20 protein-coding genes are annotated in these 22,613 nt (G+C 76.7%); 6 read left to right on the top strand and 14 right to left on the bottom strand.

Translation table 11 applies throughout. From position 1 onward, the window contains the following. Nucleotides 1-6 precede the first annotated feature (6 nt). Nucleotides 7-996 (bottom strand): stage II sporulation protein M, encoded by a 990-nt coding sequence (locus tag E5225_RS05920; RefSeq protein WP_135974861.1) that lies wholly within the window; start codon nt 994-996, stop codon nt 7-9. 60 nt (nt 997-1,056) lie between these two features. Between E5225_RS05920 and E5225_RS05915 the strand changes: the two genes are divergently transcribed. Continuing rightward, nucleotides 1,057-1,908: an RDD family protein gene (locus E5225_RS05915; protein ID WP_243738374.1), complete on the top strand. Its 852-nt coding sequence runs from the start codon at nt 1,057-1,059 to the stop codon at nt 1,906-1,908. An 88-nt stretch (nt 1,909-1,996) separates the two neighbouring features. On the opposite strand, the gene E5225_RS05910 is transcribed toward E5225_RS05915, so the two are convergent. The 4 genes from E5225_RS05910 to E5225_RS05895 are packed head-to-tail and all read right to left on the bottom strand — an operon-like array spanning nt 1,997 to nt 4,357. Beyond that, nucleotides 1,997-2,221, bottom strand: coding sequence for a Trm112 family protein (locus tag E5225_RS05910; RefSeq protein ID WP_135974863.1), 225 nt, complete (start codon nt 2,219-2,221; stop codon nt 1,997-1,999). Beyond that, a complete protein-coding gene (locus tag E5225_RS05905) occupies nt 2,218-3,666 on the bottom strand; it encodes a phosphomannomutase/phosphoglucomutase (RefSeq protein ID WP_135974865.1) in 1,449 nt (482 codons plus the stop codon). The genes E5225_RS05910 and E5225_RS05905 overlap by 4 nt, the downstream gene beginning before the upstream one ends. 56 nt (nt 3,667-3,722) lie before the next feature. After that, nucleotides 3,723-3,980, bottom strand: coding sequence for a hypothetical protein (locus tag E5225_RS05900; protein ID WP_135974866.1), 258 nt, complete (start codon nt 3,978-3,980; stop codon nt 3,723-3,725). Further along, nucleotides 3,977-4,357: a DUF3499 domain-containing protein gene (locus tag E5225_RS05895; RefSeq protein WP_135974868.1), complete on the bottom strand. Its 381-nt coding sequence runs from the start codon at nt 4,355-4,357 to the stop codon at nt 3,977-3,979. The genes E5225_RS05900 and E5225_RS05895 overlap by 4 nt, the downstream gene beginning before the upstream one ends. A gap of 146 nt (nt 4,358-4,503) precedes the next feature. Between E5225_RS05895 and E5225_RS05890 the strand changes: the two genes are divergently transcribed. Both E5225_RS05890 and E5225_RS05885 read left to right on the top strand, forming a co-directional pair. Beyond that, nucleotides 4,504-5,031, top strand: a complete 528-nt coding sequence (locus tag E5225_RS05890) for a metallopeptidase family protein (protein ID WP_135974870.1) — start codon at nt 4,504-4,506, stop codon at nt 5,029-5,031. A gap of 12 nt (nt 5,032-5,043) precedes the next feature. Further along, a complete protein-coding gene (locus E5225_RS05885; RefSeq protein ID WP_135974872.1) occupies nt 5,044-5,928 on the top strand; it encodes a glycosyltransferase family 2 protein in 885 nt (294 codons plus the stop codon). A gap of 49 nt (nt 5,929-5,977) precedes the next feature. Here the strand turns inward: E5225_RS05885 and E5225_RS17440 are convergent, their stop codons facing one another. The 3 genes from E5225_RS17440 to E5225_RS05870 form a co-directional block, all read right to left on the bottom strand. Beyond that, entirely contained in the window at nt 5,978-7,681 is a 1,704-nt protein-coding gene (locus tag E5225_RS17440) for a DUF5719 family protein (RefSeq protein WP_166436034.1), read from the bottom strand. Further along, the gene (locus tag E5225_RS05875; protein ID WP_136225340.1) at nt 7,678-11,358 is read right to left on the bottom strand and encodes a glycosyltransferase; all 3,681 of its coding nucleotides are present in this window, start codon (nt 11,356-11,358) and stop codon (nt 7,678-7,680) included. Before E5225_RS05875 ends, E5225_RS17440 begins: the two co-directional genes overlap by 4 nt. A gap of 79 nt (nt 11,359-11,437) precedes the next feature. After that, a complete protein-coding gene (locus tag E5225_RS05870) occupies nt 11,438-11,764 on the bottom strand; it encodes a WhiB family transcriptional regulator (protein WP_135973571.1) in 327 nt (108 codons plus the stop codon). Between the two features lie 706 nt (nt 11,765-12,470). Between E5225_RS05870 and E5225_RS05865 the strand changes: the two genes are divergently transcribed. Further along, nucleotides 12,471-13,304, top strand: a complete 834-nt coding sequence (locus E5225_RS05865) for a TIGR03089 family protein (protein WP_243738233.1) — start codon at nt 12,471-12,473, stop codon at nt 13,302-13,304. Nucleotides 13,305-13,317: 13 nt separating this feature from the next. Here the strand turns inward: E5225_RS05865 and manA are convergent, their stop codons facing one another. Next, nucleotides 13,318-14,505, bottom strand: a complete 1,188-nt coding sequence (manA, locus tag E5225_RS05860) for a mannose-6-phosphate isomerase, class I (RefSeq protein ID WP_135973570.1) — start codon at nt 14,503-14,505, stop codon at nt 13,318-13,320. Between the two features lie 105 nt (nt 14,506-14,610). Here manA and rfbA point away from each other — a divergent pair, with 105 nt between their 5' ends. After that, nucleotides 14,611-15,477, top strand: a complete 867-nt coding sequence (rfbA, locus tag E5225_RS05855; RefSeq protein WP_135973569.1) for a glucose-1-phosphate thymidylyltransferase RfbA — start codon at nt 14,611-14,613, stop codon at nt 15,475-15,477. Here rfbA and E5225_RS05850 read toward each other — a convergent pair. Continuing rightward, on the bottom strand, nt 15,447-16,613 hold the full coding sequence (locus E5225_RS05850) for a glycosyltransferase family 4 protein (protein ID WP_135973568.1): 1,167 nt from the start codon (nt 16,611-16,613) through the stop codon (nt 15,447-15,449). The two genes, rfbA and E5225_RS05850, sit on opposite strands and share 31 nt — an antisense overlap. 77 nt (nt 16,614-16,690) lie before the next feature. Here E5225_RS05850 and E5225_RS05845 point away from each other — a divergent pair, with 77 nt between their 5' ends. Further along, entirely contained in the window at nt 16,691-17,791 is a 1,101-nt protein-coding gene (locus tag E5225_RS05845; protein ID WP_135973567.1) for a glycosyltransferase family 4 protein, read from the top strand. On the opposite strand, the gene E5225_RS05840 is transcribed toward E5225_RS05845, so the two are convergent. The 4 genes from E5225_RS05840 to E5225_RS05825 are packed head-to-tail and all read right to left on the bottom strand — an operon-like array spanning nt 17,767 to nt 22,612. Next, nucleotides 17,767-18,843, bottom strand: coding sequence for a glycosyltransferase family 4 protein (locus E5225_RS05840; RefSeq protein WP_208012540.1), 1,077 nt, complete (start codon nt 18,841-18,843; stop codon nt 17,767-17,769). The two genes, E5225_RS05845 and E5225_RS05840, sit on opposite strands and share 25 nt — an antisense overlap. A 21-nt stretch (nt 18,844-18,864) precedes the next feature. Next, complete coding sequence (locus E5225_RS05835) at nt 18,865-20,241, bottom strand: glycosyltransferase family 4 protein (RefSeq protein ID WP_135973566.1); 1,377 nt, start codon at nt 20,239-20,241, stop codon at nt 18,865-18,867. After that, entirely contained in the window at nt 20,238-21,431 is a 1,194-nt protein-coding gene (locus E5225_RS05830) for a glycosyltransferase family 4 protein (protein ID WP_135973565.1), read from the bottom strand. Before E5225_RS05830 ends, E5225_RS05835 begins: the two co-directional genes overlap by 4 nt. After that, nucleotides 21,428-22,612, bottom strand: a complete 1,185-nt coding sequence (locus tag E5225_RS05825; protein ID WP_135973564.1) for an ABC transporter ATP-binding protein — start codon at nt 22,610-22,612, stop codon at nt 21,428-21,430. Before E5225_RS05825 ends, E5225_RS05830 begins: the two co-directional genes overlap by 4 nt. Between the last annotated feature and the right edge of the window lies 1 nt (nt 22,613).

Below are 22,613 nucleotides of genomic sequence, written 5' to 3'. Positions count from 1 at the left end.
CTGCCGTCAGCCGGCGGTCGCGACGACGTAGCCGGCACGGTCCGCCGTGAGGTCGCCGGTCTCCCCCGCCGCGACGGCACGCCGCCCGAGCACGAGCGTGTACGCCCAGAACAGGGCCAGCACGAGGGCGCCGACGGCCACCTTCACCGGCCACGGCAGCGACGAACCGGTCACGTACCCCTCCACGAGCCCCGAGACGGCGAGCACGCCGACGAGCCCGAGGGCGACCGTGAACAGCGCGCGCCCCTCCTGCGCGAGCGCTCGACCCCGCGGGCGGGGCCCGGGGTCGACCATCGTCCAGAACAGGCGCAGCCCGGCGGCGCCCGCGACGAAGATGGCGGTCAGCTCGAGCAGCCCGTGGGGCGAGATCAGCTGCAGGAACACGTCGAGCCGGCCGTACGCGGCCATGAGCCCGCCGGCCGCGCCCACGTTCACCGCGTTGGTGAGGAGCATGTAGACGGGCAGCACCCCCGTGATGCCCGTGCCGATGCACACCGCGGCGATCCACGCGTTGTTGGTCCACACCATCGTCGCGAAGCCGGCGCCGGGCTCGTAGTACGCGGCGAACTGCTCGTCGACGTACTCGCGCTGCGACGAGGGCGACCCCATGAGGGCGCGGGCGTCGGGGTCGAGGGCGACGAGCAGGCCGGTCGCGACGCCCACCACCAGGAACACCACCATGACGGCGACCGTCCACCAGCGGATCCGGTAGAGCGCCGCCGGGACGCTCACGGCGACGAAGCGGGCGACGTCGGACCAGGCGGGCGCGTGCGCGCCGGCGAGGCGCCCCCGTGCGCGAGCCAGCAGCTGCGACAGCCGCGTGACGGTCTCGGGGTCCGGCGCCGCCGAGCGCACGGCCGACAGGTCCGTCGCCGTGGCCTGGTACAGGCGCACGAGCTCGTCGGCCTGCGCGCCGTCGAGCCGGCGGGCGCGCACCAGCGCGTCGAGGCGCGTCCACCGGGGCGTCCGGGCGCGGGTCCAGGCGTCGAGGTCCACGCGCACAGCCTGCCATCCGCAGGCGGCCGCGCGGTGGCGCCGGGCGGCTAGTCTGCGCAGGTGAGCGTGGGTACGGGGTGGCGACCGGACGGGCCGGCCGACGGTGTCGTCATCGGCGAGGGCGTGCTGCTCGACACGCGCCCCGCCTCGGTGGCGTCGCGGCTGTGCGGGGGCATCGTCGACGTGCTCGCGCTGCTGGTGGGGGCGGTCGTCGTGGCGGTCGTCCTCGGCCGGCTGGACGTGCAGCTCGACGCGCAGTGGGGGCGGGTCCTCGGCGTCGTCTCGCTCGTCACCGTGGCGGTGGTGCTGCCGGCGACGGTCGAGACGCTCAGCCGCGGCCGCTCGCTGGGCAAGCTCGTGGCCGGCGTGCGGATCGTGCGGGACGACGGTGGGCCGATCACGTTCCGGCAGGCGTTCGTCCGCGCCCTGACGGGTGTGCTCGAGCTGTGGGCGACCCTCGGCTCGGTGGCGTTGATGTGCTCGGTCGTGCACCCCCGCGGCAAGCGCATCGGGGACGTCCTCGCGGGCACCTACGCCGCGCGCGTGCGCGGCGCCGCACCGGTCCGGCGCCCCACGCCCATGCCGCCCGCGCTGGCCGGCTGGGCCGCGCACGCCGACGTCGCCCGCCTCCCGGACGGCCTCGCGCTCGCCGTGCGCCAGTTCCTCGCGCGCGCCGACAAGCTGCACCCGGCATCGCGCGTCGAGCTCGGCACGCGGCTCTGCGCCGAGCTCGGGGCGTTCGTGAGCCCGCCGCCCCCCGCCGGGACGCCTCCCGAGGCGTTCCTCGCGGCCGTGCTCGCCGAGCGCCGCCGCCGGGAGACCGACGTGGAGCTCGAGCGCGTGCGCCGCGGCGAGGAGGAGGCCCGGCTGCTGCGGCGGCTGCCGCACGGCGTGCCCGACCCGGCGGCCTGACGCGCGCAGGACCCCGGCGGCAGGGCGCCGTCGCGGGCTGACGCCCGCCCGACGGCGGACTCGCGCCGGTCGGCCGGGACAAGCCTCGTCAGGCGGGACGGGCCTCGTCGGCCAGCAGCACCGGGATGCCGTCGCGGACCGGGTACACCAGCGGTCGCTCGGGGTCCTGCCCGACGAGCACCGGCTCGCCGTCGGCGTCCGTCGCGTCGACGAGCTCGGCACCGGTCACCGGGCAGCGCAGCAGCGCCCGCGCCCACGGCTCGAGCGGCGTGGCCGCCTCCGCGGGGCGCGCCGTGCCCTCCCCCGCGGTCACGGGGCGTCCTGCCGCACGAGCGCCAGCACGTCGTCGCGCACCTTCTCCATGATGTCCGCGTCCGCCGCCTCGACGTTCAGGCGAAGGAGCGGCTCGGTGTTCGACGCGCGCAGGTTGAACCACCACTGCGGGTGGCCGCCCCAGTGCGACACCGTGAGGCCGTCGAGCTCGTCGACCTCCACCACGCCGCCGCCCTGCTCCGTCACGTACGCCTCGATGACCCGGGCGCGGGCGGCGGCGACGTCCTCGACGCGCGAGTTGATCTCGCCGCTGGACACGTACGGCTGGTACTGGTCGGCGAGCGCCGACAGGGGGTGCGGCTGCTCGCCGAGGGCCGCGAGGACGTGCATCGCGGCCAGCATGCCGGTGTCCGCGAAGAAGAACTCGCGGAAGTAGTAGTGCGCGCTGTGCTCGCCGCCGAACACGGCCTCGTGCTCGGCCATCTGCGCCTTGATGAACGAGTGCCCCACGCGGGTGCGCACGGTACGGGCGCCGGCCGCCTGCAGCAGGTCCGGCACGACCTGGGACGTGATGAGGTTGTGGATCACCGTCGGCGTGCGGCCCGCGGCCCGCTCGCGCTCGACCTCGCGCAGGCCCACGAGCGCCGTGATGGCCGAGGGGCTGACGGCGTCGCCGTTCTCGTCGACGACGAAGCAGCGGTCCGCGTCGCCGTCGAACGCCAGGCCCAGGTCGGCGCCGTGCTCGACGACGGCGGCCTGCAGGTCGCGCAGGTTCTCCGGCTCCAGCGGGTTCGCCTCGTGGTTCGGGAACGTGCCGTCGAGCTCGAAGTACAGCGGGACGATGTCGAGCGGCAGCGCCGGCAGGCCCGCGCCCGTGCCGAGGACGGCCGGGACCGTGTGCCCGCCCATGCCGTTGCCCGCGTCGACGACGACCTTGAGCGGACGGATGCCCGACAGGTCGACGAGCGAGCGCAGGAACTGCGCGTACTCGGTGAGCATGTCGCGCTCGGTGACGACGCCGCGCTCGGCGACCGCCGTGACGCCCTCGGCCGCGTAGCGACCGGCGAGCTCGCGGACCTCGGTCAGCCCGGAGTCCTGCCCGACGGGTCGCGCACCCGCCCGGCACAGCTTGATGCCGTTGTACTGCGCGGGGTTGTGGCTGGCCGTGAACATCGCGCCGGGCACGCCCAGCGCACCGGACGCGTGGTAGAGCCCGTCGGTCGAGCACAGCCCGATGAGGACCACGTCGACGCCGCGGGCGGTGAGGCCGTCGGCGAACGCGCCGACCAGCTCGGGGCCGGACGGTCGCATGTCGTTGCCGATCACGACCCGCGGACGCGCGCCCTCGGCGACCTCCGGCAGCACGACCACGTCCGCGAACGCCGCGCCGATGGCGCGGGCGACGCCGGCGTCGAGCTGGTCCGGGTAGGTGCCCCGGACGTCGTAGGCCTTGATGAGCGCGGAGAGGTCCACGGGTGTCGGCACGTCTGGTCCTTCGTCGAGCAGCAGGGGTCGCTCTACCTTAGCGACGCCGCGACGCGTCAGAGGCGCCGCGAGCCGTCGGGCCCGAGCGGCGTGCCGTCCCCGCCCACGGCGTACCAGGCCGCGGCCTCGCACGCCCCGCACGACGCGAAGACCGCCGGCCGCCCGTCGGGCAGCGCGAGCCGCACGCGCGTCAGCGTCGAGGACGCGCAGCGGTGGCAGCCGGCCACGACGGCCGAGTCGTCGACCACGGGCCGCGTGACCGAGCCGAGCGGCTCGTCGTCCGGCGTGCGCCGCGCCCGGCCGCGTCCCGTCACGGCGCCTCGCCGGGGACGACCCGCAGGTGGCCGCGGCGGCGGCCGTCGGTGGGCGACGTCGGCGGGGGCACCGGCGTCAGCGCCGGGGCCGGCTCGGGCGCCCGGCGGCGGCCGGCCTCGCGCACGGCGTCCGCGAGGGCCAGCAGGTCGTCGTGGCTGGGTGCCGCCGCCTCGAGGTCGGGCAGCAGCCGGACGACCTCCCAGCCGCGCGGGGCGGTCAGCCGCTCCGCGTGCTCGACGCACAGGTCGTACGAGTGCGGCTCCGCGAGCTGCGCGAGGGGGCCCAGGACGGCCGTCGAGTCCGCGTAGACGTAGGTGAGCGTGGCGACCGCAGCGTGCGGGCACGCGGTGCGCGAGCACTGCCGGACGGATCTCACGTGCAGACGGTACCCCGTGGCCCTCTGCGCGGGCGTGTGCGCGCCCGTCGTGCGCGGCCGTGTCGCGGCCCGGACCGGACGCGCCCCCCGCGCGCGCCCGTCGTGCGACGGCGCCCCGGCCCGGCACCCCGCCGTACAGTGACCGGATGAGCCACGCCGGCCCGCCCCGCCCCGCCCCGGGGCCCGTCCCCGGCCCCTCGGACCGCTCGCTGTCGGCCCGTCGCGACGCCGACACGCACGCCCCCGCCCCGCGCACCGGGTCCGTCCGCCGTCGCGACCGCCGGGGCCGCGGCCTGCGCGGACCGGTCCTGCCCATGACGACCCCCGCGTACCGCACGCGCGCCGAGCGGTTCGACGACCTCGTGCTGGACGCGGTCGAGGACCTCGAGCGCCGCTGGGCGCGTCAGCTCGAGGGCGTCGAGTTCGCGGTGGAGGACGTGCCGCCGTCCGACCCCGCCCCCTGGGAGAGCGGGGGCGTGCCGCTCGGCCGGTACTTCCCGGCCGACACGGGCCTGCCGCACCGCGTCGTGGTCTACCGCCGCCCCGTCGAGGCCCGGGCGCACGACGCCGCGGACCTCCCCGACCTCGTGCGCGACGTCGTCGTCGAGCAGGTCGCCCACCTCCTCGGGCGGGCGCCCGAGGAGGTGGACCCGGGTTACGACGACGGCCACTAGGGTGGGTCGTCGATGAGCACGTCACCCCCTGCCGGCGCCCCGGCGAGCCCCCGCGTCCGTGTCGTCTGCGTCGTCTACCACCCCGGTGACGAGCTGCGCCGCTTCGTCGCCACGCTCGCAGCAGCCTCGGCGCGCCCGGTCGAGCTGGTCGTCGTCGACAACGGCACCGACCACGCGCTCGCGCAGGCCGTCGTCGCGGAGGCGGGCGGACGCCTGGTCGTCCCCGGCAGGAACCTCGGCTACGGCGCCGGGGCGAACGCGGGCGCGCGCGGTGCCACCACGCCGTGGCTCGTCGTGGCCAACTCCGACCTCGAGTGGACGCCGGGCTCCCTCGACGAGCTGCTCGACGCGGGCGAGGAGCAGCCCCGCGCCGGCTCGCTCGGCCCGATGCTGCTCAACACCGACGGCACGATGTACCCCTCCGCCCGTGCGCTGCCGTCGCTGCGCCAGGGCGCCGGGCACGCCCTCTTCGCGCGCGTCTGGCCCGGCAACCCGTGGACGCAGGGGTACCACGCGCGCCAGGAGTCGGTGGGCGGGTACCTGCGCGAGGCCGGGTGGCTGTCGGGCGCGTGCCTGGTGCTGCGCCGCGAGGCCTTCGAGGAGGTCGGCGGCTTCGACGAGTCCTACTTCATGTTCTTCGAGGACGTGGACCTGGGCGAGCGGCTCGGCCGCGCCGGCTGGGAGAACCTCTACGTGCCCGACGTCCGGATCACGCACGTCGGGGGCACGTCCTGGCGGGACAAGCCGGCGCCGATGATCCGTGCGCACCACGCGAGCGCCCGTCAGTACCTGCACCGGCGCTACCGCCACTGGTGGCAGGCGCCCCTGCGCGTGGCGATCGACGCCGGTCTGGCGATGCGCGAGCGCGCCCAGCTGCGCTCGACCGGGGCGGCGTAGCGCCACCTGCCGGCGCAGCGGCCCGCGGCTGCGGCAGGCGCCCGTCGCGTCAGCCCCGCGCGGGGCGTCCGTCCTCGCGGACCCGGAGCGTGGCGGCCGCGTCGCGCACGGGCACCGGCTCGAGCACGGACACGAGCGGGCCGTCCTCCTGGTCGAGCTGCAGGCCCACGGCCCACACGACGTGCGCCCCGCCGAGCACCTCGAGCTCGAGGCCGGCCGCGGCGCGTGCGCCGTCGACGAGGTCGGCGACGGGCCACGAGCCGGTCGTGCCCGCGTCCACCGTGACGTCGTGCGCGGACAGCTCCCGCCCGTCCTCGTCCAGCACGCGCAGACGGGCGCGCCCCTCCCCGGTCGCGGTCGGGTCGGGACCGTCCGCCACCGCACCCACGACGAGCGTCGCGCCGACCCCCGAGGGCAGTGCGACGGCACCGTGCGCGTCGGCCGCCGTGGCGGCGGACCACGCGCGCTCGACCCGCGGTCGGTCGTCCAGCTCGCCGGCCGTGCCCGTGCGGGTCGTCACCGCGGCCGCGACCACCGGCTCGTCGGCGTCGACGACGACGGTCCACGCGCCCGCCGGCAGCCCTCCGAGGGGCACGTCGACGACGGTGCCGGCGGCCAGCTCGACCTCGTCGACGCCCGGCAGCGCGACCGGTCCGTCGCTGCCGAGCAGCGTCACGCGGGCGCTCGTGCCCGCGTCGCCCGGCGCGAGCAGGCGCAGCTCGGGACCGACCGCCGCACCGACCTGGGACTCCTCGACGACGACCCCCGGGACCAGCTGGCGCGTGGCCGGGGCGGCGCCGGGCACGACCAGGTCGGTGCCCGCGGGCGTGAAGCCCTCGACCGCGGTGTCCTGCACGTGTGCGGCGACCTGACCGCCCGCGGCGCTCACCTGGAGGACGAGACCACGCTGCTCCGCCGCCGCGCCGCCGAGGTCGACGACCTCCGTCGCTCCCGGCGCGACGACGTGCCGGTCCGTCGTCGGCTCGACGGGGCCGTTGCGACCCCAGACGGCGAGCGTGACCTCGGCGGTGGTCAGGCCCGGGTTGGTCAGGACGAGCGTGGCCGTCGCGCCGACGGTGGTCGCGCCGCCGACGAGCCATACGTCGACGCCCGGCTGCACGCACGACGCCGCGGCGAGGCCGCGCTGGTCTCCGGCCGTCACGAGGGAGGTGGTCGCGGCAGCGAGGACGGGGGCCGTGCCGGCGGGCTCGCCCCGCACGACGACCGGGGCGCCCAGGCCGTCGACGCGCAGGGCACCCCCGCCGGGCGTCAGCCGGTCGGTCCCGTCCGTGCCGGGCCCCAGCACCTGGACGGCGCCCGCGCCGGGGCCGGCCGCGACGACCGCGTCGACCGCGGTGCTCGGCTCGACCGGCGTCGGGTCGAAGGCCGCGTCCTCACGCTCGCGCTCGGCGGGTGGCTGCAGCGTGCCGACGCACGCGAGCGTCGTCGGGGTCGGGGGCGCCTCGACGGCGGTCGCAGCGAGCGGCACGGCGTCGGCAGCGCCCATCCGCGCGCCCGCGCCGACAGCACCGGCGGTCAGCGCGAGCACGGCGAGCCCGCCCGCCACGCGCGCCGCGCGACCGCGGCGGCCGGTACGGGCGGGGGCGGTCGTGGTGCCGGCGGTCGTGGTGCCGGTCGTGGTGCCGGCGGTCGTGGTGCCGTCGGTCGTGGTGCCGTCGATCGTGGTGGCGGCGTGGGCGTCGGGCGTGGCCGCGGCCTCCCGCCCGGTCGAGGCGTCGCCGTCCGCGGTCATGTCCGCACCCCCCGTCGCCGGCGCAGCGGCAGCGCCAGCAGCACCGTCACGAGCATCGTCACGCCGAGGCCGGTGAGCCACGCGGTGCGGCCGGGCGCGTCGTAGCGCACCTCCAGCCGCCCGGCGTCGGCGCCGACCGTGAAGGCCTGCCGCCAGCCCGCGTCGACGGGGTCGAGGCGCTCGCCGTCCAACCACGCGTGCCACCGCGGGTCGGCGCGCTCCGCCAGCACGAGCACGCGGCCGGCAGCGGCGGGCGGCACGTCGGAGTCCACGGAGCGCCCCGCGGCCGCGACCGGCTCGGCGCCGGGCGCCTCGGCCGGCGCGCTCGCCGCGGCGGCGGACGGCACCAGCCGCGCCCACGCTGCGGTCGTGCCGTCGCCCGCAGGACGGACCCGCCACAGCGTTCCCCCGCCGTCGTGGGTCACGCGCTCGAGCCCCGGGGTCGCGTCGAGCGTGCCCACCAGGCGTGCGCGCGCCGCGCGCGTGCCGGCGTCGTCGTCCGCCGCGGGCGGGGCCAGCACGTCGGCGACCCCCAGCGCCGCCAGGGCGGGTGCGACGTCGTCCGCCGCGCCACCCGCGAGGCGTGCCGCGACGGCCGCGACCTCGGCGGAGGCGTCGTCGACCACCGCGGCCGGGGCGTCCAGCGCACCGGTCACGCGTGCGGTCGACACCGCGGCGGCCGCGTCGACGAGCTGGTCGCCGTCGGCACGCAGCAGGGACCAGCCGACGGCGCCCGACGCGTCGTCCTCGGGTGCGAGCGTCAGCGCCAGCACGCGCGACGCGGCCGGCGCGCTGCCCCCCTGCTGGCCGACGACGGGGACGACGGGCGCAGTCGAGGCCCGCAGCGCGACCGCCTCGCCCGTGCGCGCCGTCCACGCCCACGACACCGGGCCGACGATCGCGACGGCCGCGACGACCGCCGTCACCAGGCCGACGACCGGCTGCCGCCAGCCGAAGGTGTGCTGCGCGAGGCGCTCCGGCAGGCGGTCGGCGCCCAGCACGGCGGCGCCGAGCAGTCCCAGCGTGGTGAGCGAGACGGCCGCGCCGGTCCACGCCGGCGCGACGGCCTCGACGCCGACCGCCGCGGGCAGCATCGCGAGGGCGCCCGCCGTGGCCACGCCGGACGCGGCCACGACCCAGCACGCGCGCACACCGCGCGCCACGGCCTCGCCGCGCCACAGCGCGAGCAGTGCGAGGGCCAGGAGCACCCCGCCGGAGAGGTACGGCCACGCCGCGGTCACGACGCCGGGCAGTCCCGCCGGGACGAGCGCGGACGCGTCGGCCGGGACGCCGAGGAGGCGTGCGACCGCGCCGGCCGGCGGCACCGCGGCGACGGGACCGGGCTCCGCGAGCAGCAGCCGCACGCCCTGCGGTCCGCGCCGGACGGCCTCCAGCAGCAGCGGCAGCGTGAGCACGAGCGCGGGCACGGCGGCGAGCAGCACGCGAGCCCGGCCGCGCGGCACGAGGACCGCGACGACGAGCAGGACGAGCAGCCCGGGCGCGAGCAGCACGGGCGCCCCCGCGGCGACGACCGCGAGAGCCAGGGCGGCGCCGGCCGCCGCCGCCAGCGAGCCGGTCGGGTCGGGCGCCCCGACGAGCACCCGCGCGGGCGCCAGGTCGTGCCCGGCGTCCCCGGCGCCGTCGCCGGACGCCCCGGCTGCGGCGGCCGACGCCACCGCGGCACCCGGCGTGACAGCCGGCACGGCGCCCGACGGCGCGCCACGCGGGTGGGGCACGGCCGCGACGCCCCGCACGGGCGTCGTGACGTCGCCCTCGTCGGGCGACGTCGGGCCGGCGCCGGCCGTCGTGGGCGGGACCAGCCCGCCGTCCGCGGCGTCGTCGACGTGCCGGACGACCGGCTCGTCGAGGTCGCGGCGCAGGGTCACCAGACCCGACAGCACCTGGTCGACCCGCTGCACGCCCACGGCGCGCACGAGCCCGAGCACGACCCACGGCAGGGCGGCGTGCGCGAGCACGGCCCCGATGCGACCGTGGCCCACCGCGAGCAGGAGCGCCGGTGCGGCTGCCCAGACGACGGCCGCCCACGCGCGCACGGCGACGGACCGCGTCGCGGCACCCGCGGCCGCCCACGCACCGATGCCGGAGAGCAGGACGCCGCCCAGCACGACGAGTCCCACGGCGGCGCCGAGCTCGCCGTCGAGGACCGCGGCGAGCGGCAGCAGGACGAGCAGCAGCGGGTCGGCGGGCCCGGGCGCACCGAGGCCGCCGGCGACCCACCCCGACGTCGCGGCCCACCACAGCTCGCCGAGGTCGGTCGTCGCCCGGGCCAGCGCGGGCCCCACGAGCTGTGCCCCGCCGAGCACCGGGCTGACGAGCCCACCCACGGCCAGGGCGGTGACGGCCAGCAGCGCAGCCGTGACGACCGCGAGCGTCACGCGCCGCCGCGTGGCCAGCGCGGCGAGCTCGCGCAGCTCGAGCTCGCTGGGTGCCTGCACGACGCGGCGGGCCTCCCGGCGTGCGAGACGGCGGTCCTGCGCCTGGCGCCAGACGTCGCGCCACGTCGCCTGGAGGGGGCGCAGCGTGCGGCGCGGCACCACGCGGGACGCCCGGGCGCGCTGCCGGGCGCGCACGACCACCGCCGGGCGCAGCAGCACCTGCAGGGCCACGCGCACCTCGGCGACGGCGAGCCGCGGCTGCTTGACCGCGAGCTGCCCGAGCGCGCGCACGGTGCCCGCGGCGAGCGTCATGAGCACCACGAGCGGCAGGAGCGCCACCGGGCAGCCGACCAGCCTGCTGTGCAGGAGGGCGGCCCGCCGAGCGGCGAACGAGCGACGGGGGTCCGCGGTGTCCGGCTCGCCGTCGCCGTCGAGGTCGACGTCGCGCGCGCCGTCGAGGAGGGCGCCGCGGGGCGCCGGCGCGGGCCCGCGCACGGGACGCAGCCCGTGGTAGGCGGCCTGGGCGTGCCGGACGACGGCGGTGGGCACCACGACGACGCGGTGACCCGCGAGCCGTGCGCGGCGGGACAGGTCGAGGCCGTCGCCGAAGGGACCGAGCGCGGCGTCGGTGCCGCCGAGGGCGTCCCACACGTCGCGCCGCACGAGGGCGCCGGCGAGGCCGACGCCGAGGACGTCCGTGCGCCCGTCGTGCTGGCCCTGGTCGAGCTCGCCCGGGTCGACGTCGGTCATGCGGCGGCCGGAGCGGGTGGTGCGCAGGCCCACCTCGAGCAGGCGCTCGGGCTCGGTCCACGTCCGCTGCTTGCAGCCGGCCACCGCGACGGACGGCGCGTGCCCCACGGTCTTCACGAGCTGGGCCAGGGCGCCGGGGGCGGGCGCGCTGTCGTCGTGCAGGAGCCAGAGCCAGGGTGTCGGGCGCTCGTCCAGCGCACCGGCGAGGGTTGCGAGCCCGACGGACACGGCCTCGCCGAACGAGCGCGCACCGGGCGCGGCGGCGGTCGAGAGCCGGGGCACCGGCGCGGGCGCGGCGGCGAAGGCGTCGTCGAGGACCGCGCCGAGGTGCGGGTCGGGCTCCCCCGCCGCGCGCTCCGCGACGTCGACGACGAGCACCCGGAACGGGCGGCGGGTCTGTGCGGCGATCGCGCGCAGCGTCGTCGCGAGGTAGCCGGTGCGCCCGTGGGTCACCACGACCGCCGTCACGGGCGTCGTCAGCGGGACGGCTGCGGTGGTGGGGAGGTCCACGGGGGACAGCGTGTCTGTCATGCTCGCGCCATCATGCCGTCGGGCCCGCTCCCCGGGGCGCAGCCGCACCCGGCGTGGCGTGACCCGCCGGTCAGGACGTTCAGACCACGCGCCGCTTCAGCTTGCGGCGCTCGCGCTCGGAGAGCCCGCCCCAGATCCCGAAGCGCTCGTCGTTGGCGAGCGCGTACTCGAGGCACTCGGCACGCACGTCGCAGGACGTGCAGACCTTCTTGGCCTCGCGGGTGGAGCCGCCCTTCTCGGGGAAGAACGCCTCCGGGTCGGTCTGCGCGCACAGCGCGCGCTCCTGCCATCCCATGGGGCCGTCGTCGTCGGGCGCCCCGAACAGGGACAGCACGTTGCCGGTCGGTGCGGTGACGGGGGTGGCGACGTCGTCGGGCAGTCCCTCGTCGTCGAGCAGGTGCCACATGCGTGCCTCCGCGGGAGTGTTGCTCGGTGTCCTCGGCCTGGCTGGCTCCGTCGAAGCCGGCCGTGCGGCGCGGAGGCCGCGACGAACGCGTTCGATGAATCAGTTCTCAGGAATTACACGCGTGTCGTTCGCTGCAGTCAACCGCAGGCGTGCTAGATGCCCGAGTTGTCCGGGTGAAAGTTGTGTGTGCTCGGCGTGGCGTCCCACGGAGGCAGACCCGGGGGTGGGCATGCGCCGCGCGCCGAGGCGTCGGTGCCGGTGCCTCCACGCCGGAGGCCCCCGTCTCCCGCCGAGCCGGCACGCGTCGTCGCCGCGCTCCACGTCGCCCCACTCTCGGGCGCGCGTGGGCTCGGTGGCCCCCGACCCGCCTCCGTCCTGCGTGCAGCAGCCGTCGTGGCGCCCGCACCTGCTCGAGGTCGTGGACCTGGGCGGCACCACGACGACCCGGCTGCTCGACATGGTCCACGGGGGCACCCGGGGGCTACCCCGGCCGGTGCGCGGGCACGTACCGGGCAGCCAGGACGTGACGGCGGACTGGTCGGACGCGGTGCACGCCCTCCACGGCGGCGCGAGACCGGCCGCCTCGGCCACCGGGACCGGATGGCGTCGGGCGCCCTGGCCCGCAGGGGCGGGCGCCCGCTCTGCTGGTGCGGCTCACGTGGCACGACACGATCGCCTCCGCCACGAACCCGACGACCCCGGACCCATGACCCCGCTCTCGTACGTCGACCGGCAGGGCGGCGGTGCGACCGCCGACGGGCCGCACGCCTGCGAGGATGACCGCGTGACGACCATGCTCCCGCAGCTCCTCGACGGCCTCGCGCGCGACCCCGGCCGCCCGCGGGTGACCTGGTACGGCGACGGCGAGCGGGTCGAGCTGTCGGGCACGGTCCTCCTGAACTGGGTCACGAAGACCACGAACCTGCTCGTCGAGGAGCTCGACGCAGCACCGGGTACCCGCGTGCTGCTCGACCTGCCGGCGTACTGGCGCACGCTGACCTGGGCCCCCGCGGTGTGGCGGTGCGGCGCGACCGTCGTGCTCCCGGGCGACGACGGCGGCTCCGTCGACGCACGCCCCGTTGACGTCGTGGTCACCGACCGGCCGGACGCGCACGACCCCCGCTCGCCCCTCGTCGCGGTCGCGCCGGCCGCGCTCGCACGCAGCTGGCCGGGCGCTCTGCCGGCCGGGGCCCTCGACGCGGCGTCCTCCGTGATGACCTACGCCGACGCGCTCGGGTGGGTGCCGCCGACGGACGTGGACGCGCCGGCCCTCGTCACGGCGACGGGTGCGACCGCGCACGCGGAGCTCGTCGCCGCTGCGCTCGCCCAGCACACGTGGGCCCCGACGCGACCGCGCGTGGCGCTGGACGTCCCGCGCGCCGCGTCGCGCGCGGCAGCGCTCGAGGCGACGCTGACGACCGCGCTCGCCGCGTGGGCGCGGGACGGCTCGCTCGTCCTCCTCGACGCCGCTGCGCACGACCCCGCGGAGCGCGAGCGCGCGGTGCGGGGCGAGCGCGTGGACGTCGACACGGCGCGCTGACGCGAGCTGCGCGTCAGGGCACGTCGGCCTGGACGACCCGGCCGTGCCCCTGGACCCGCAGCGGGCCGTCGCCGGCCGGCACGAACGCGGACCGACCGCGCGTGAGCGTGAGCATCTCGCCGTGCGCGGTGGAGATCTCGAGCTCGCCGTCGAGGCACAGGAGGATCCGTGGTCCCCTCCCGGGCAGCGGGTGAAGGTACTCGTCATCGATCTCCGTCACCGAGAGCTCGAAGTCGTCGACGGGCGCGTAGAACACCTTGGTGGCGCCGTGGAAGATCTCGGGTGCGATGCGGATCGGCGGGGCCGCGACGTAGTCCACGTTGCGGAGCAGCTCCTCGACGTCCACGTGCTTGGGGGTCAGCCCGGCACGCAGCACGTTGTCCGAGTTCGCCATGATCTCCACGCCCACGCCGTGCAGGTACGCGTGCACGCCGCCCGCGGGGACGAACATGGCCTCCCCCGGCTGCAGCGTCACGGGGTTGAGCAGCAGCGACGTCACCACACCGGGGTCCCCCGGGTGCTCCGTCTGCAGCTGCACGACCGTCCGGTCGGCACGGGGAGAGGGCGAGCCGGTGGCGAGGCGTCGCTCCGCTGCCGCCGCCACCTCGGCGACGGCGTCGGGGCCCGGCCGCGTCGCCGGGTCGAGCAGGCGCGTGAACGCGGCGCGGATGCCGTCCGCGGACGGCTGGGCGATCAGGAGGGCGTGCAGCGCCGAGGCGAGCGGTGCGTCGAGCGTCACGAGCAGCTCCGCCGCCCGACGGGGCGCCCGGAAGCCCGACACGGCCTCGAAGGGGGTCAGTGCGTAGACCAGCTCGGGCTTGTGGTTGCGATCCCGGTAGTTGCGGTGCGGTGCGTCCCGCGGGACTCCGGCCGCCTCCTCCGCCTCGAACGCCTCGCGCGCGCGGGCCACGTGCGGGTGGACCTGCAGCGACAACGGCCGCTCGGCGGCGATCACCTTGAGCAGGTAGGGCAGGGCAGGGCCGAACCGCGCGACGACGTCCACACCGAGCACCCGCTCGGGGTCCTCCGCCACGACGCCCGTCAGCGGGCGGTCGTCCTCCGTGCGGGACGGTGCGCCGGCGTGCGCGCCGAACCACGCCTCGGCCTGAGGCCGGCCGGTCGGGCGCGTGCCCAGCAGCTCCGGGATCGCGTGGGGCGACCCCCAGGCGTACTCCTGGACCGCGTGCTGGATCCTCTGCACGAACCCTCCCGGGACGTCGACGACGGGGCGTGGCGTGGCGCGAGCTCGCCGCCGCGCCGCCGTGCAGGATCCCACACCGGCACCGATGCGCCAGAATGGCCGACCATGCGAGGAATCATCCTGGCCGGCGGGTCCGGCACACGGCTGCACCCCATCACGCTCGGCGTCAGCAAGCAGCTCGTGCCCGTCTACGACAAGCCGATGATCTACTACCCGCTGTCGACGCTGATCCTGGCCGGGATCAGGGACGTGCTGGTCATCACGACCCCGCACGACGCGGACCAGTTCCGGCGCCTGCTCGGCGACGGGTCGCAGTTCGGCATCGACATCTCCTACACCGTCCAGGCAGAGCCGAACGGCCTCGCCCAGGCGTTCGTGCTGGGCGCCGACTTCCTCGGCCAGGAGTCCGCCGCGCTGGTCCTCGGCGACAACATCTTCTACGGCCCCGGGCTAGGCACTCGTCTGCAGCGTTTCGCGGACGTCGACGGCGCCGCCGTGTTCGCCTACCGGGTGTCCGACCCGACGGCCTACGGCGTCATCGAGTTCGACGGGGCGGGCCAGGCGCTGTCGCTCGAGGAGAAGCCGAGCCGGCCGCGCTCCCCCTACGCGGTTCCGGGGCTGTACTTCTACGACAACGACGTCGTCGCGATCGCCCGCGACCTGCGCCCGTCGGCGCGGGGCGAGTACGAGATCACCGACGTCAACCGCACGTACCTCGAGGCGGGCCGGCTCCAGGTGGAGCTGCTCCCCCGCGGCACGGCGTGGCTGGACACCGGCACGTTCGACTCGCTGCTCGAGGCGTCGGAGTTCGTGCGGACCGTCGAGGCACGCCAGGGCCTGAAGGTCGGCGCCCCCGAGGAGGTGGCGTGGCGTCGGGGGTTCCTCTCCGACGACGAGCTGCGGGCGCGGGGCGAGGCCCTCGTGAAGTCCGGGTACGGCAGCTACCTGCTGGGTCTGCTCGAGCGCGGCTGACGGTCGCGGCCGGAGCGGCGGCCGGCTGCGGCCGCGAACGCCTCGAGGTGCACCGCGGCGGACGCGTCCCAGGTGAAGCCGGCGGCGCGCTCGAGCGCGGCCCGGCCCAGCCGCTCGCGCCGCGCGGGGTCCGCCAGCAGGGCGGCGAGCGCTCGGCCGATCGACGCCGCGTCCGTCTCGGTGTACGCCACGGCGTCCCCGCCCACCTCGGGCAGCGACAGCCGGCGCGTGGTGAGCACGGCTGCCCCGCACGCCATCGCCTCCAGCACGGGCAGGCCGAAGCCCTCCCCGAGGCTGGGGTACGCGACCACCAGCGCACCGCCGAGCAGGCCCGCGAGGTCGTCCAGGGGGACGTAGCCCGGCACCAGCACCCGCAGGCCGTCGGGCACCCGCGCGAGCGCGGCATCGACGCCCTGGTCCCAGCCTCGCGCACCAGCCAGCACGAGGGGTGGCGGGTCGGGCAGCCCGGCGCAGGCCGCGACCCAGCCGTCGACCAGCGCGACGACGTTCTTGCGCGGCTCGAGCGTCCCGAGGAACACCACGGCGGGTCGGTCCGCACCCACAGCCGCCGCGGCGCGTGCCCGCGCGGCCGCGTCGACCGGTCGGAAGACGTCCCGGTCGACGCCGTGCCACGCGACGTGGAAGCGGTCGGCGCGGCGCTGGGCGGCGGGGACGGCGTCGAGCACGGCGTCGCGCGTCGCCGCCGAGGGCACGACGAGCGCGTCGGCGCGGCCGACCGCGACCCGCGTCGCCGCACGGAAGAAGCGCGCCTTCACCGGCAGGTGCCACTGCGGGTGCGAGAAGAACGTCGCGTCGTGCAGCGTGACGACGGCAGGCACGCCCGCGGCGACCGGGACCGTGTAGTGCGGGCTGTGCAGGACGTCGGGGCGGACGCGCCGCACGAGCCCGGGCAGCCCCGCCTGCTCCCACGCCAGCCGCACGGGCCGCCGGTCCAACGCGTCCGGGACCTCGTGCACGCGCGCGCCCGACGCGGCGAGCGCACCGACACCCGACGGCCGGCACGCCACGACGACGTCGGCGCCGGCCCGGACCAGCGCCGGGACGAGGTCGTCGACGTAGCGCCCCACCCCGCCGCGGTCGTCCGGCACGGCCGTCGCGTCGACGAGCACCCGCATGTCAGCCCACCGCCCCCTCGGTCGCACGGGCTGTGGGACGGGACGGGGTCGTCGCGGGCACGCCGTAGTCTCTCACCATGTCCGCGACCGCACCGACCCCGGCCGTCGCACTGACCGTCGAGCAGCTGTGGCAGCGCGTGCCCGGTGGCTCCGGGACGTACGTCACCGCACTGGCGGCAGCGCTCGCCGACCGGCTCCCCGTCACCGGGCTCAGCGCCTGGCACCGCGCTCGACGCCCCTCCGAGCTGGACCCTCGGGTGCCGGTGCGGCGCGCGCCGCTCCCCCGGCGGGCCCTGTACGAGGCGTGGCAGCGCGTCGGAGCCCCGCGCGCCGAGCACCTCGTGCCGCACGCCGACGTGGTCCACGCGACGACATGGGCGGTGCCGCCGACGCGGCGGCCGCTCGTCGTCACGGTGCACGACGTCGCCTTCCTCGACGACCCGTCGCACTTCACGGCGCACGGCGTCGCGTTCTTCCGCCGCGCACTCACCGCCGTGGTCGAGCGGGCTGACGCCGTCGTCGTCCCCTCCCAGGACACCGCCGCGGCGTGCCGGCGTGCCGGCATCGAGTCGAGCCGGCTCCACGTGGTGCCGCACGGCACCGACGTCCGACCCGCCGCCGCCGACGACGTCGCGCGGGTCCGCGCCCGGTACGCGCTGACAGGCACGTACGTGCTGTGGGTCGGGACGCGCGAGCCGCGGAAGAACCTCGACGTCGTGCTGCGCGCCTACGAGCGCGCGCGCGACCGGCTCGACGGTGCGGAGCTGGTGCTCGTGGGCCCGCAGGGCTGGGGCGAGGACGCCGCCCCCACCGGCGCCCCCGGCGTCCGCGTGCTCGGCGCCGTGCCGCGCACCGACCTTCCCGCGCTGTACACCGGTGCGCGCGCGTTCTGCTTCCCGTCCCTGCGCGAAGGCTTCGGCCTCCCCGTGCTGGAGGCGATGGCCGCCGGGGTGCCCGTGGTGACCTCCGCGGGGACGGCGTGCGCCGAGGTCGCCGGCACGGCCGGGGTCCTCGTCGACCCGCTCGACCCCGACGCGGTCGCGGAGGGCCTGGCAACCGCCACCGGCGGCCGGCACCACGCCCTGGCCGCCGCGTCCCTCGAGCGAGCCACCGCGTTCTCGTGGGGGGAGGCGGCCCGCGCCACCACCGCCGTCTACGCAGCGGTCGCGTCGCGGTAGGCCGCCGCCGTCAGACCGGCGCACCGGCCCCACGTGAACCCGGCCGCACGCGCGCGCGCCGCGGCCACCAGCTCCGCGTCCGGCCGTGCCGTCTCGCACGTGTCGAGCGCGGCACGCCACGCATCGACGTCGCGGACCGGCAGGTAGGTGGGGGACGTGCCGCCGACCTCGCGCAGCACCGGCAGGTCGGAGCACAGCACCTCGGTGCCGGCGGCGGCCGCCTCGAGCACCGGCAGACCGAACCCCTCGTAGACCGACGGCATGGCGAGCGCGCGGGCCCCCGCGACCAGACCCCGGACGTCCGTCGACGACAGGTGGCCCAGGACCCGCACGCCGTCCCGGGCGCCGAGTTCTGCACCCCACCCCGCGGCGCCGACCAGCACGAGCTGCAGGGACCCACCGCCGGCGCGGTGCGCCGCGTGGGCCGCCAGGAGCGTCGCGAGGTTCTTGCGCGGCTCGCGCGTCCCGAGGAACACGACGTTGCGCTCGTCGACGCCGAGCTCGCGCCGCCGGGTGAGGGGCAGTGGCACCGCGTGGTGCCAGTCGGCCGCCACCCCGAGGGGCGTCACACGGACGCGCTCGGCCGCGATGCCGTAGGCCTCCACCACCTCGGCGGCCACCGCCTGCGACGGCGTGAGGACCAGACGCGCGCGGCGTAGCCCTCGCGGCACGAGCGTCGCGTACGCGCGGGACGCCGGCGCGACGAGCTCCGGGTAGCGCAGGTACGTGAGGTCGTGGACCGTGAGGACGCCGGCGCCGGAACCCGGGGGCAGCACGAAGTTGGTCCCGTGGAACACGTCACCCCGGCCTGCGAGGAGCTCCACGGGCGGCACGTCACCACGTAGCCACGCGGCCCGCAGCACGCGCGCGGGGACCCGCGAGGCGCGGAACGCCACCGCCGCCGGGAGGTCCGCCGGTCGGCGTGCCCGCCCGGAGAAGGCCGTGACGGTCAGCTCGACCGATGCGTCGTCGGCCAGCTCGTGCACGAGCCGCTCGACGTACGTCCCGATGCCGGTACGGGCGCCGAGCATCGGCGTGGCGTCGAGGGCCACGCGCAGCCGGTCCCCCACTGCTCAGGCCCGCGTGCCGGTCGAGGACGCGTCGTCCTCGTCCCGGACCGCCGCGCGGTCGACCGACTCCGTCGCCGCGCGGCCGAGCGCATTGAGCTGGTCGACCAGAGGCTGCAGCTGCCACGCCGTCAGGCGCCGCACCACGCGGCGGGCCAGCGGCCGCGCGCCGCGACCCGGTCCCGGGTCGGGCAGGTGCACCTCGCCGACTCGCCGCAGCGGCGCGGTGACCCGCGCCCGGTGACGGCCCGCGACGGGCGCACCGGTCGCGGGGGTCACGGCCGGACCGCCGCGAGCGACGGCAGCGCGCTCCACGATGGCGGCCTGGATCGCGTCGCGCCCCTCCTGCGCCGAGGGCCACGAGAGGGCGTCGCGGTCGCGCCGCGCATGCCCGGCGGCCTCCCACATCGCCTCGCGGAGCTCCGCGTCGGACGAGACGAGCCGGACGTCGGCCATCCCGGCCGTCTGCTCCGCGAGCGCCCCGACACGGGTGGCGATGACGGGCCGGTTCAGCAGCCGGGCGCGCTCGACCACGCCGGACGACCAGATCTCGCGGTACGGGAGGACGACCACGTCGCACGCGGTCAGCCACCGGTCGAACAGCTCGTCGCTCACGTAGCCGAGGTGCAGCGAGGCACCCGGCACGGAGTCCGCCAGCTCGCCGAGCTCCTCCGCGTAGGCGACGAACTGCGGCTCCTCGACGCGCACGGAGCCGACCACGTCGAGGCGCGCAGGCGCGGGCAGGCCGCGGAACGCGCGCACCGCGCGGTCATACCCCTTGTGCGGCTGGACGAAGCCGATGGACAGGAAGACGAACGCCTCGTCGTCGATGCCAAGGCTGCGCCGCGCGGTGGGCCGGTCAGCGCGGGAGCGGGGCACGAACGCCGCGCCGTGCTCGGTGACGTGCACGCGGTCGCGCGGCACGCCGAACGCTTCGACGAACGCCTGCGCCTCGGACTCCGAGTGGACGGTCACGCGGTCGACCTGCTGCCACAGCGCGCGCGCGGCCAGCGCCGTCGGCGACCCGCCCCGGCCGTGCCGGTAGTCGATCTCGTGCACGACCACCTCGACCCGCGCGGCCAGGCGGAACGCGACGGTCAGCGCCGCGCTGACGGCCGCGCGCTCCGTCGGCGACGCGCCGACCGGGTAGAAGAAGTCCGGGTGGAACTGGACCACCACGGAGTCGTACGCGCGCACCCGCTTCGCGAGCGCCAGCGCGCCGCGCGGCCCGACCAGGTCCAGGTGGTGGTGCGCCGCGGAAGGGCCAGGAGAAAGCACCTCTACGTCGTGCCCCGCCGAGCGCAGCGCGATCACGGACTGCTGCGCGTACGCCGCGATGCCGTCCCGCAGCGGCGGGTACGGGCTGACCATCAAGATCCTCACGGCGCCACCGTCCACTCCTCGATGCGCTCCTCGACACGGTCGAGCACGAGGTCCCACCGGTAGTTGTCGAGGACGTACGCACGACCGGACGCCGCCATCGCGGCCGCCTCGTCGGGCGCGTCGGCCAGGAAGGCCAGGCACTGCTCGAGCTCGTACGCGTCGTCGTAGGTGAGACCGGCGCCGGACCGCTCGCAGTGCCAGGCGACGACTTCGCTGCCCGCGTTGCCGATCACCGGCGTGCCGGCGAGCCACGCCTCCATGATCGTGCGCGAGAAGGCCTCGAACCGGCTCGGCTGGATGTACGCGGTCGCCGCGGCGAACGCGTTGTCGCGCTCGTCGTCGGGCAGGAAGCCGACGTCGACGACCCGACCGCGCAGCCGCTCCGGCGGACGGACCTCACCGGCACCCATCGTGACCACCGAGAACGGCAGCCCGCGGCGCTCGTCGATGTCGGCCAGGGACGTGAGCAGGTCGTCCCACCCCTTGGCGCCCTCCCGCCGACCGGCATAGAGCAGGAAGGGCCCCTCGATGCCGTACCGCTCGCGGAATCCCTCGGCGTCGTAGCGCTCCGGCACCTCCACGCCGCAGCCCACGACCGCGTGCGGCGCCAGCGAGGGCGCGATCCGCTCCGCGAGGTCCTGCTCCGGGGCCGACTGGAACAGGTGGCCCGCGACGCCGCTGAAGACGGGCTGGAACAGGTCCAGGTACGCGTACGGCTCGTCGTGCAGGCACGTCCACAGGACGCTCTTCGACGGCGCCACCTGCGAGCAGGCGTAGGTGACCCAGAACGGGTACGGGGTGAAGACGAGCGCCCGGTAGTCGTCGGCGTGGTCGAGGAGGTGGTGGTACAACTGCGGCGAGCGCATCCCGCCGTTCATCCACCGCTGCTGCTCCGTGATGGTGAGCCGCTCGCCGTGCAGGATCCGGCGTTCCAGGTCTCCTCGCTCCGGGCTGCCCCCGGGGTCGACCTCGAAGCGACGCACGGCCATGCCCCCCTCGTCCTGCAGGCCCGCCGGGAGCTCGTTCGCCCACCCGTGGTGGTCGAGCGCCGTCGTGGTGAGGATCTCGACGTCCCAGCCGCGCTCCTGCAGGCCGAAGGCCATCTGCCGCAGCACGATCTCGGCCCCACCGACGATCTTGTCGCCGTACCGGGCCGGCACGAAGCCCAGCTTCCCGCGCCGCCCGCTCACGTCGTCACCTCGATACGGGGTGCCAGATGCACCACACCGTCCTCCTGGATCGTCGTCCGTACCCGCACGACGGCGGCACGGTCCACACGGTGCCACTCGGGGCCGCGCACGGGGTGCACGGCCGCAGTGACGAAGTACTGGCCCTCGACCACCGGCAGGCGGTCGACGGAGAAGCGCACCTCGGCGTGCCCGTCGACCCGCGGAGTCGCGATGCCGAGGAGGTGCGTGTTGGTGCCGTAGACGAGGCGCTCCATGTGGTCCGTCAGGGCGACGCCCACCACGTAGTCCTCGACCGGGCGGGCGGTCTCGAGCGCGATGCGGATCTCGAGCGGCTCGTCCGGCCCCGCGGTGATCAGCGGGGTGCCGTCGGCCCCCGTGACGCGCACGGATGAGATGGTCACGGGACGCTCGCCGGACGCGACCTCGGCGTCGGCGTCGGCGGCGACGACCTCCTCGTTGGCCTCGCGGAAGGCGCGGATGACCTGGGCGGGCGTGCCCTCCTCGACCATGCGGCCGTGGTCGAGCATGACCGCGCGGTCGCACAGCTCGCGCACCTGGTCGAGCGCGTGCGTGACGAGCACGATCGTGCGCCCTTCCGCCTGGAAACGCCGGATCCGCTCGAGGCACTTGCGCTGGAACGGCTCGTCGCCGACCGCCAGCACCTCGTCGACGAGCAGGATCTCGGGGTCGACGTGCACGGCCACGGAGAACGCCAGGCGGACGTACATGCCCGACGAGTAGAACTTCACCTGCGTGTCGATGAACTCGCCGATGCCCGAGAAGTCGACGATGGCGTCGAAGTACCGCTCCGTCTGCTTCTGGCTCATGCCGAGCAGCGACGCGTTGAGGAACACGTTCTCGCGCCCGGTGAGGTCGCCGTGGAAGCCGGCGCCGAGCTCGAGCAGGGCCGCCAGCCGCCCCCGCCGCTCGACGTACCCCGACGTCGGCGCGAGGATCCCGCCGATGACCTTGAGCAGGGTGCTCTTGCCCGACCCGTTGTGCCCGACGAAGCCGACCGTCGAGCCGGCGGGCACGCTGAGGTCGATGTCGCGCAGCGCCCAGAAGGAGTTCTCGTGCTCGCGGGAGGCGCGCCGGTTGACGAGGCGCTCCTTGAGGCTCTTGTCGTTGCGCAGCCGGAACTGCTTGGACACGTCGTGCACCCGGATGACGTCGCTCGACATG

The sequence above is a fragment of the Cellulomonas shaoxiangyii genome, assembly GCF_004798685.1.
In the GTDB taxonomy this organism is placed as follows: domain Bacteria; phylum Actinomycetota; class Actinomycetes; order Actinomycetales; family Cellulomonadaceae; genus Cellulomonas; species Cellulomonas shaoxiangyii.
Note: the sequence above shows the minus strand (reverse complement) of the source record. Positions and strands in the feature narration are given on the sequence as shown.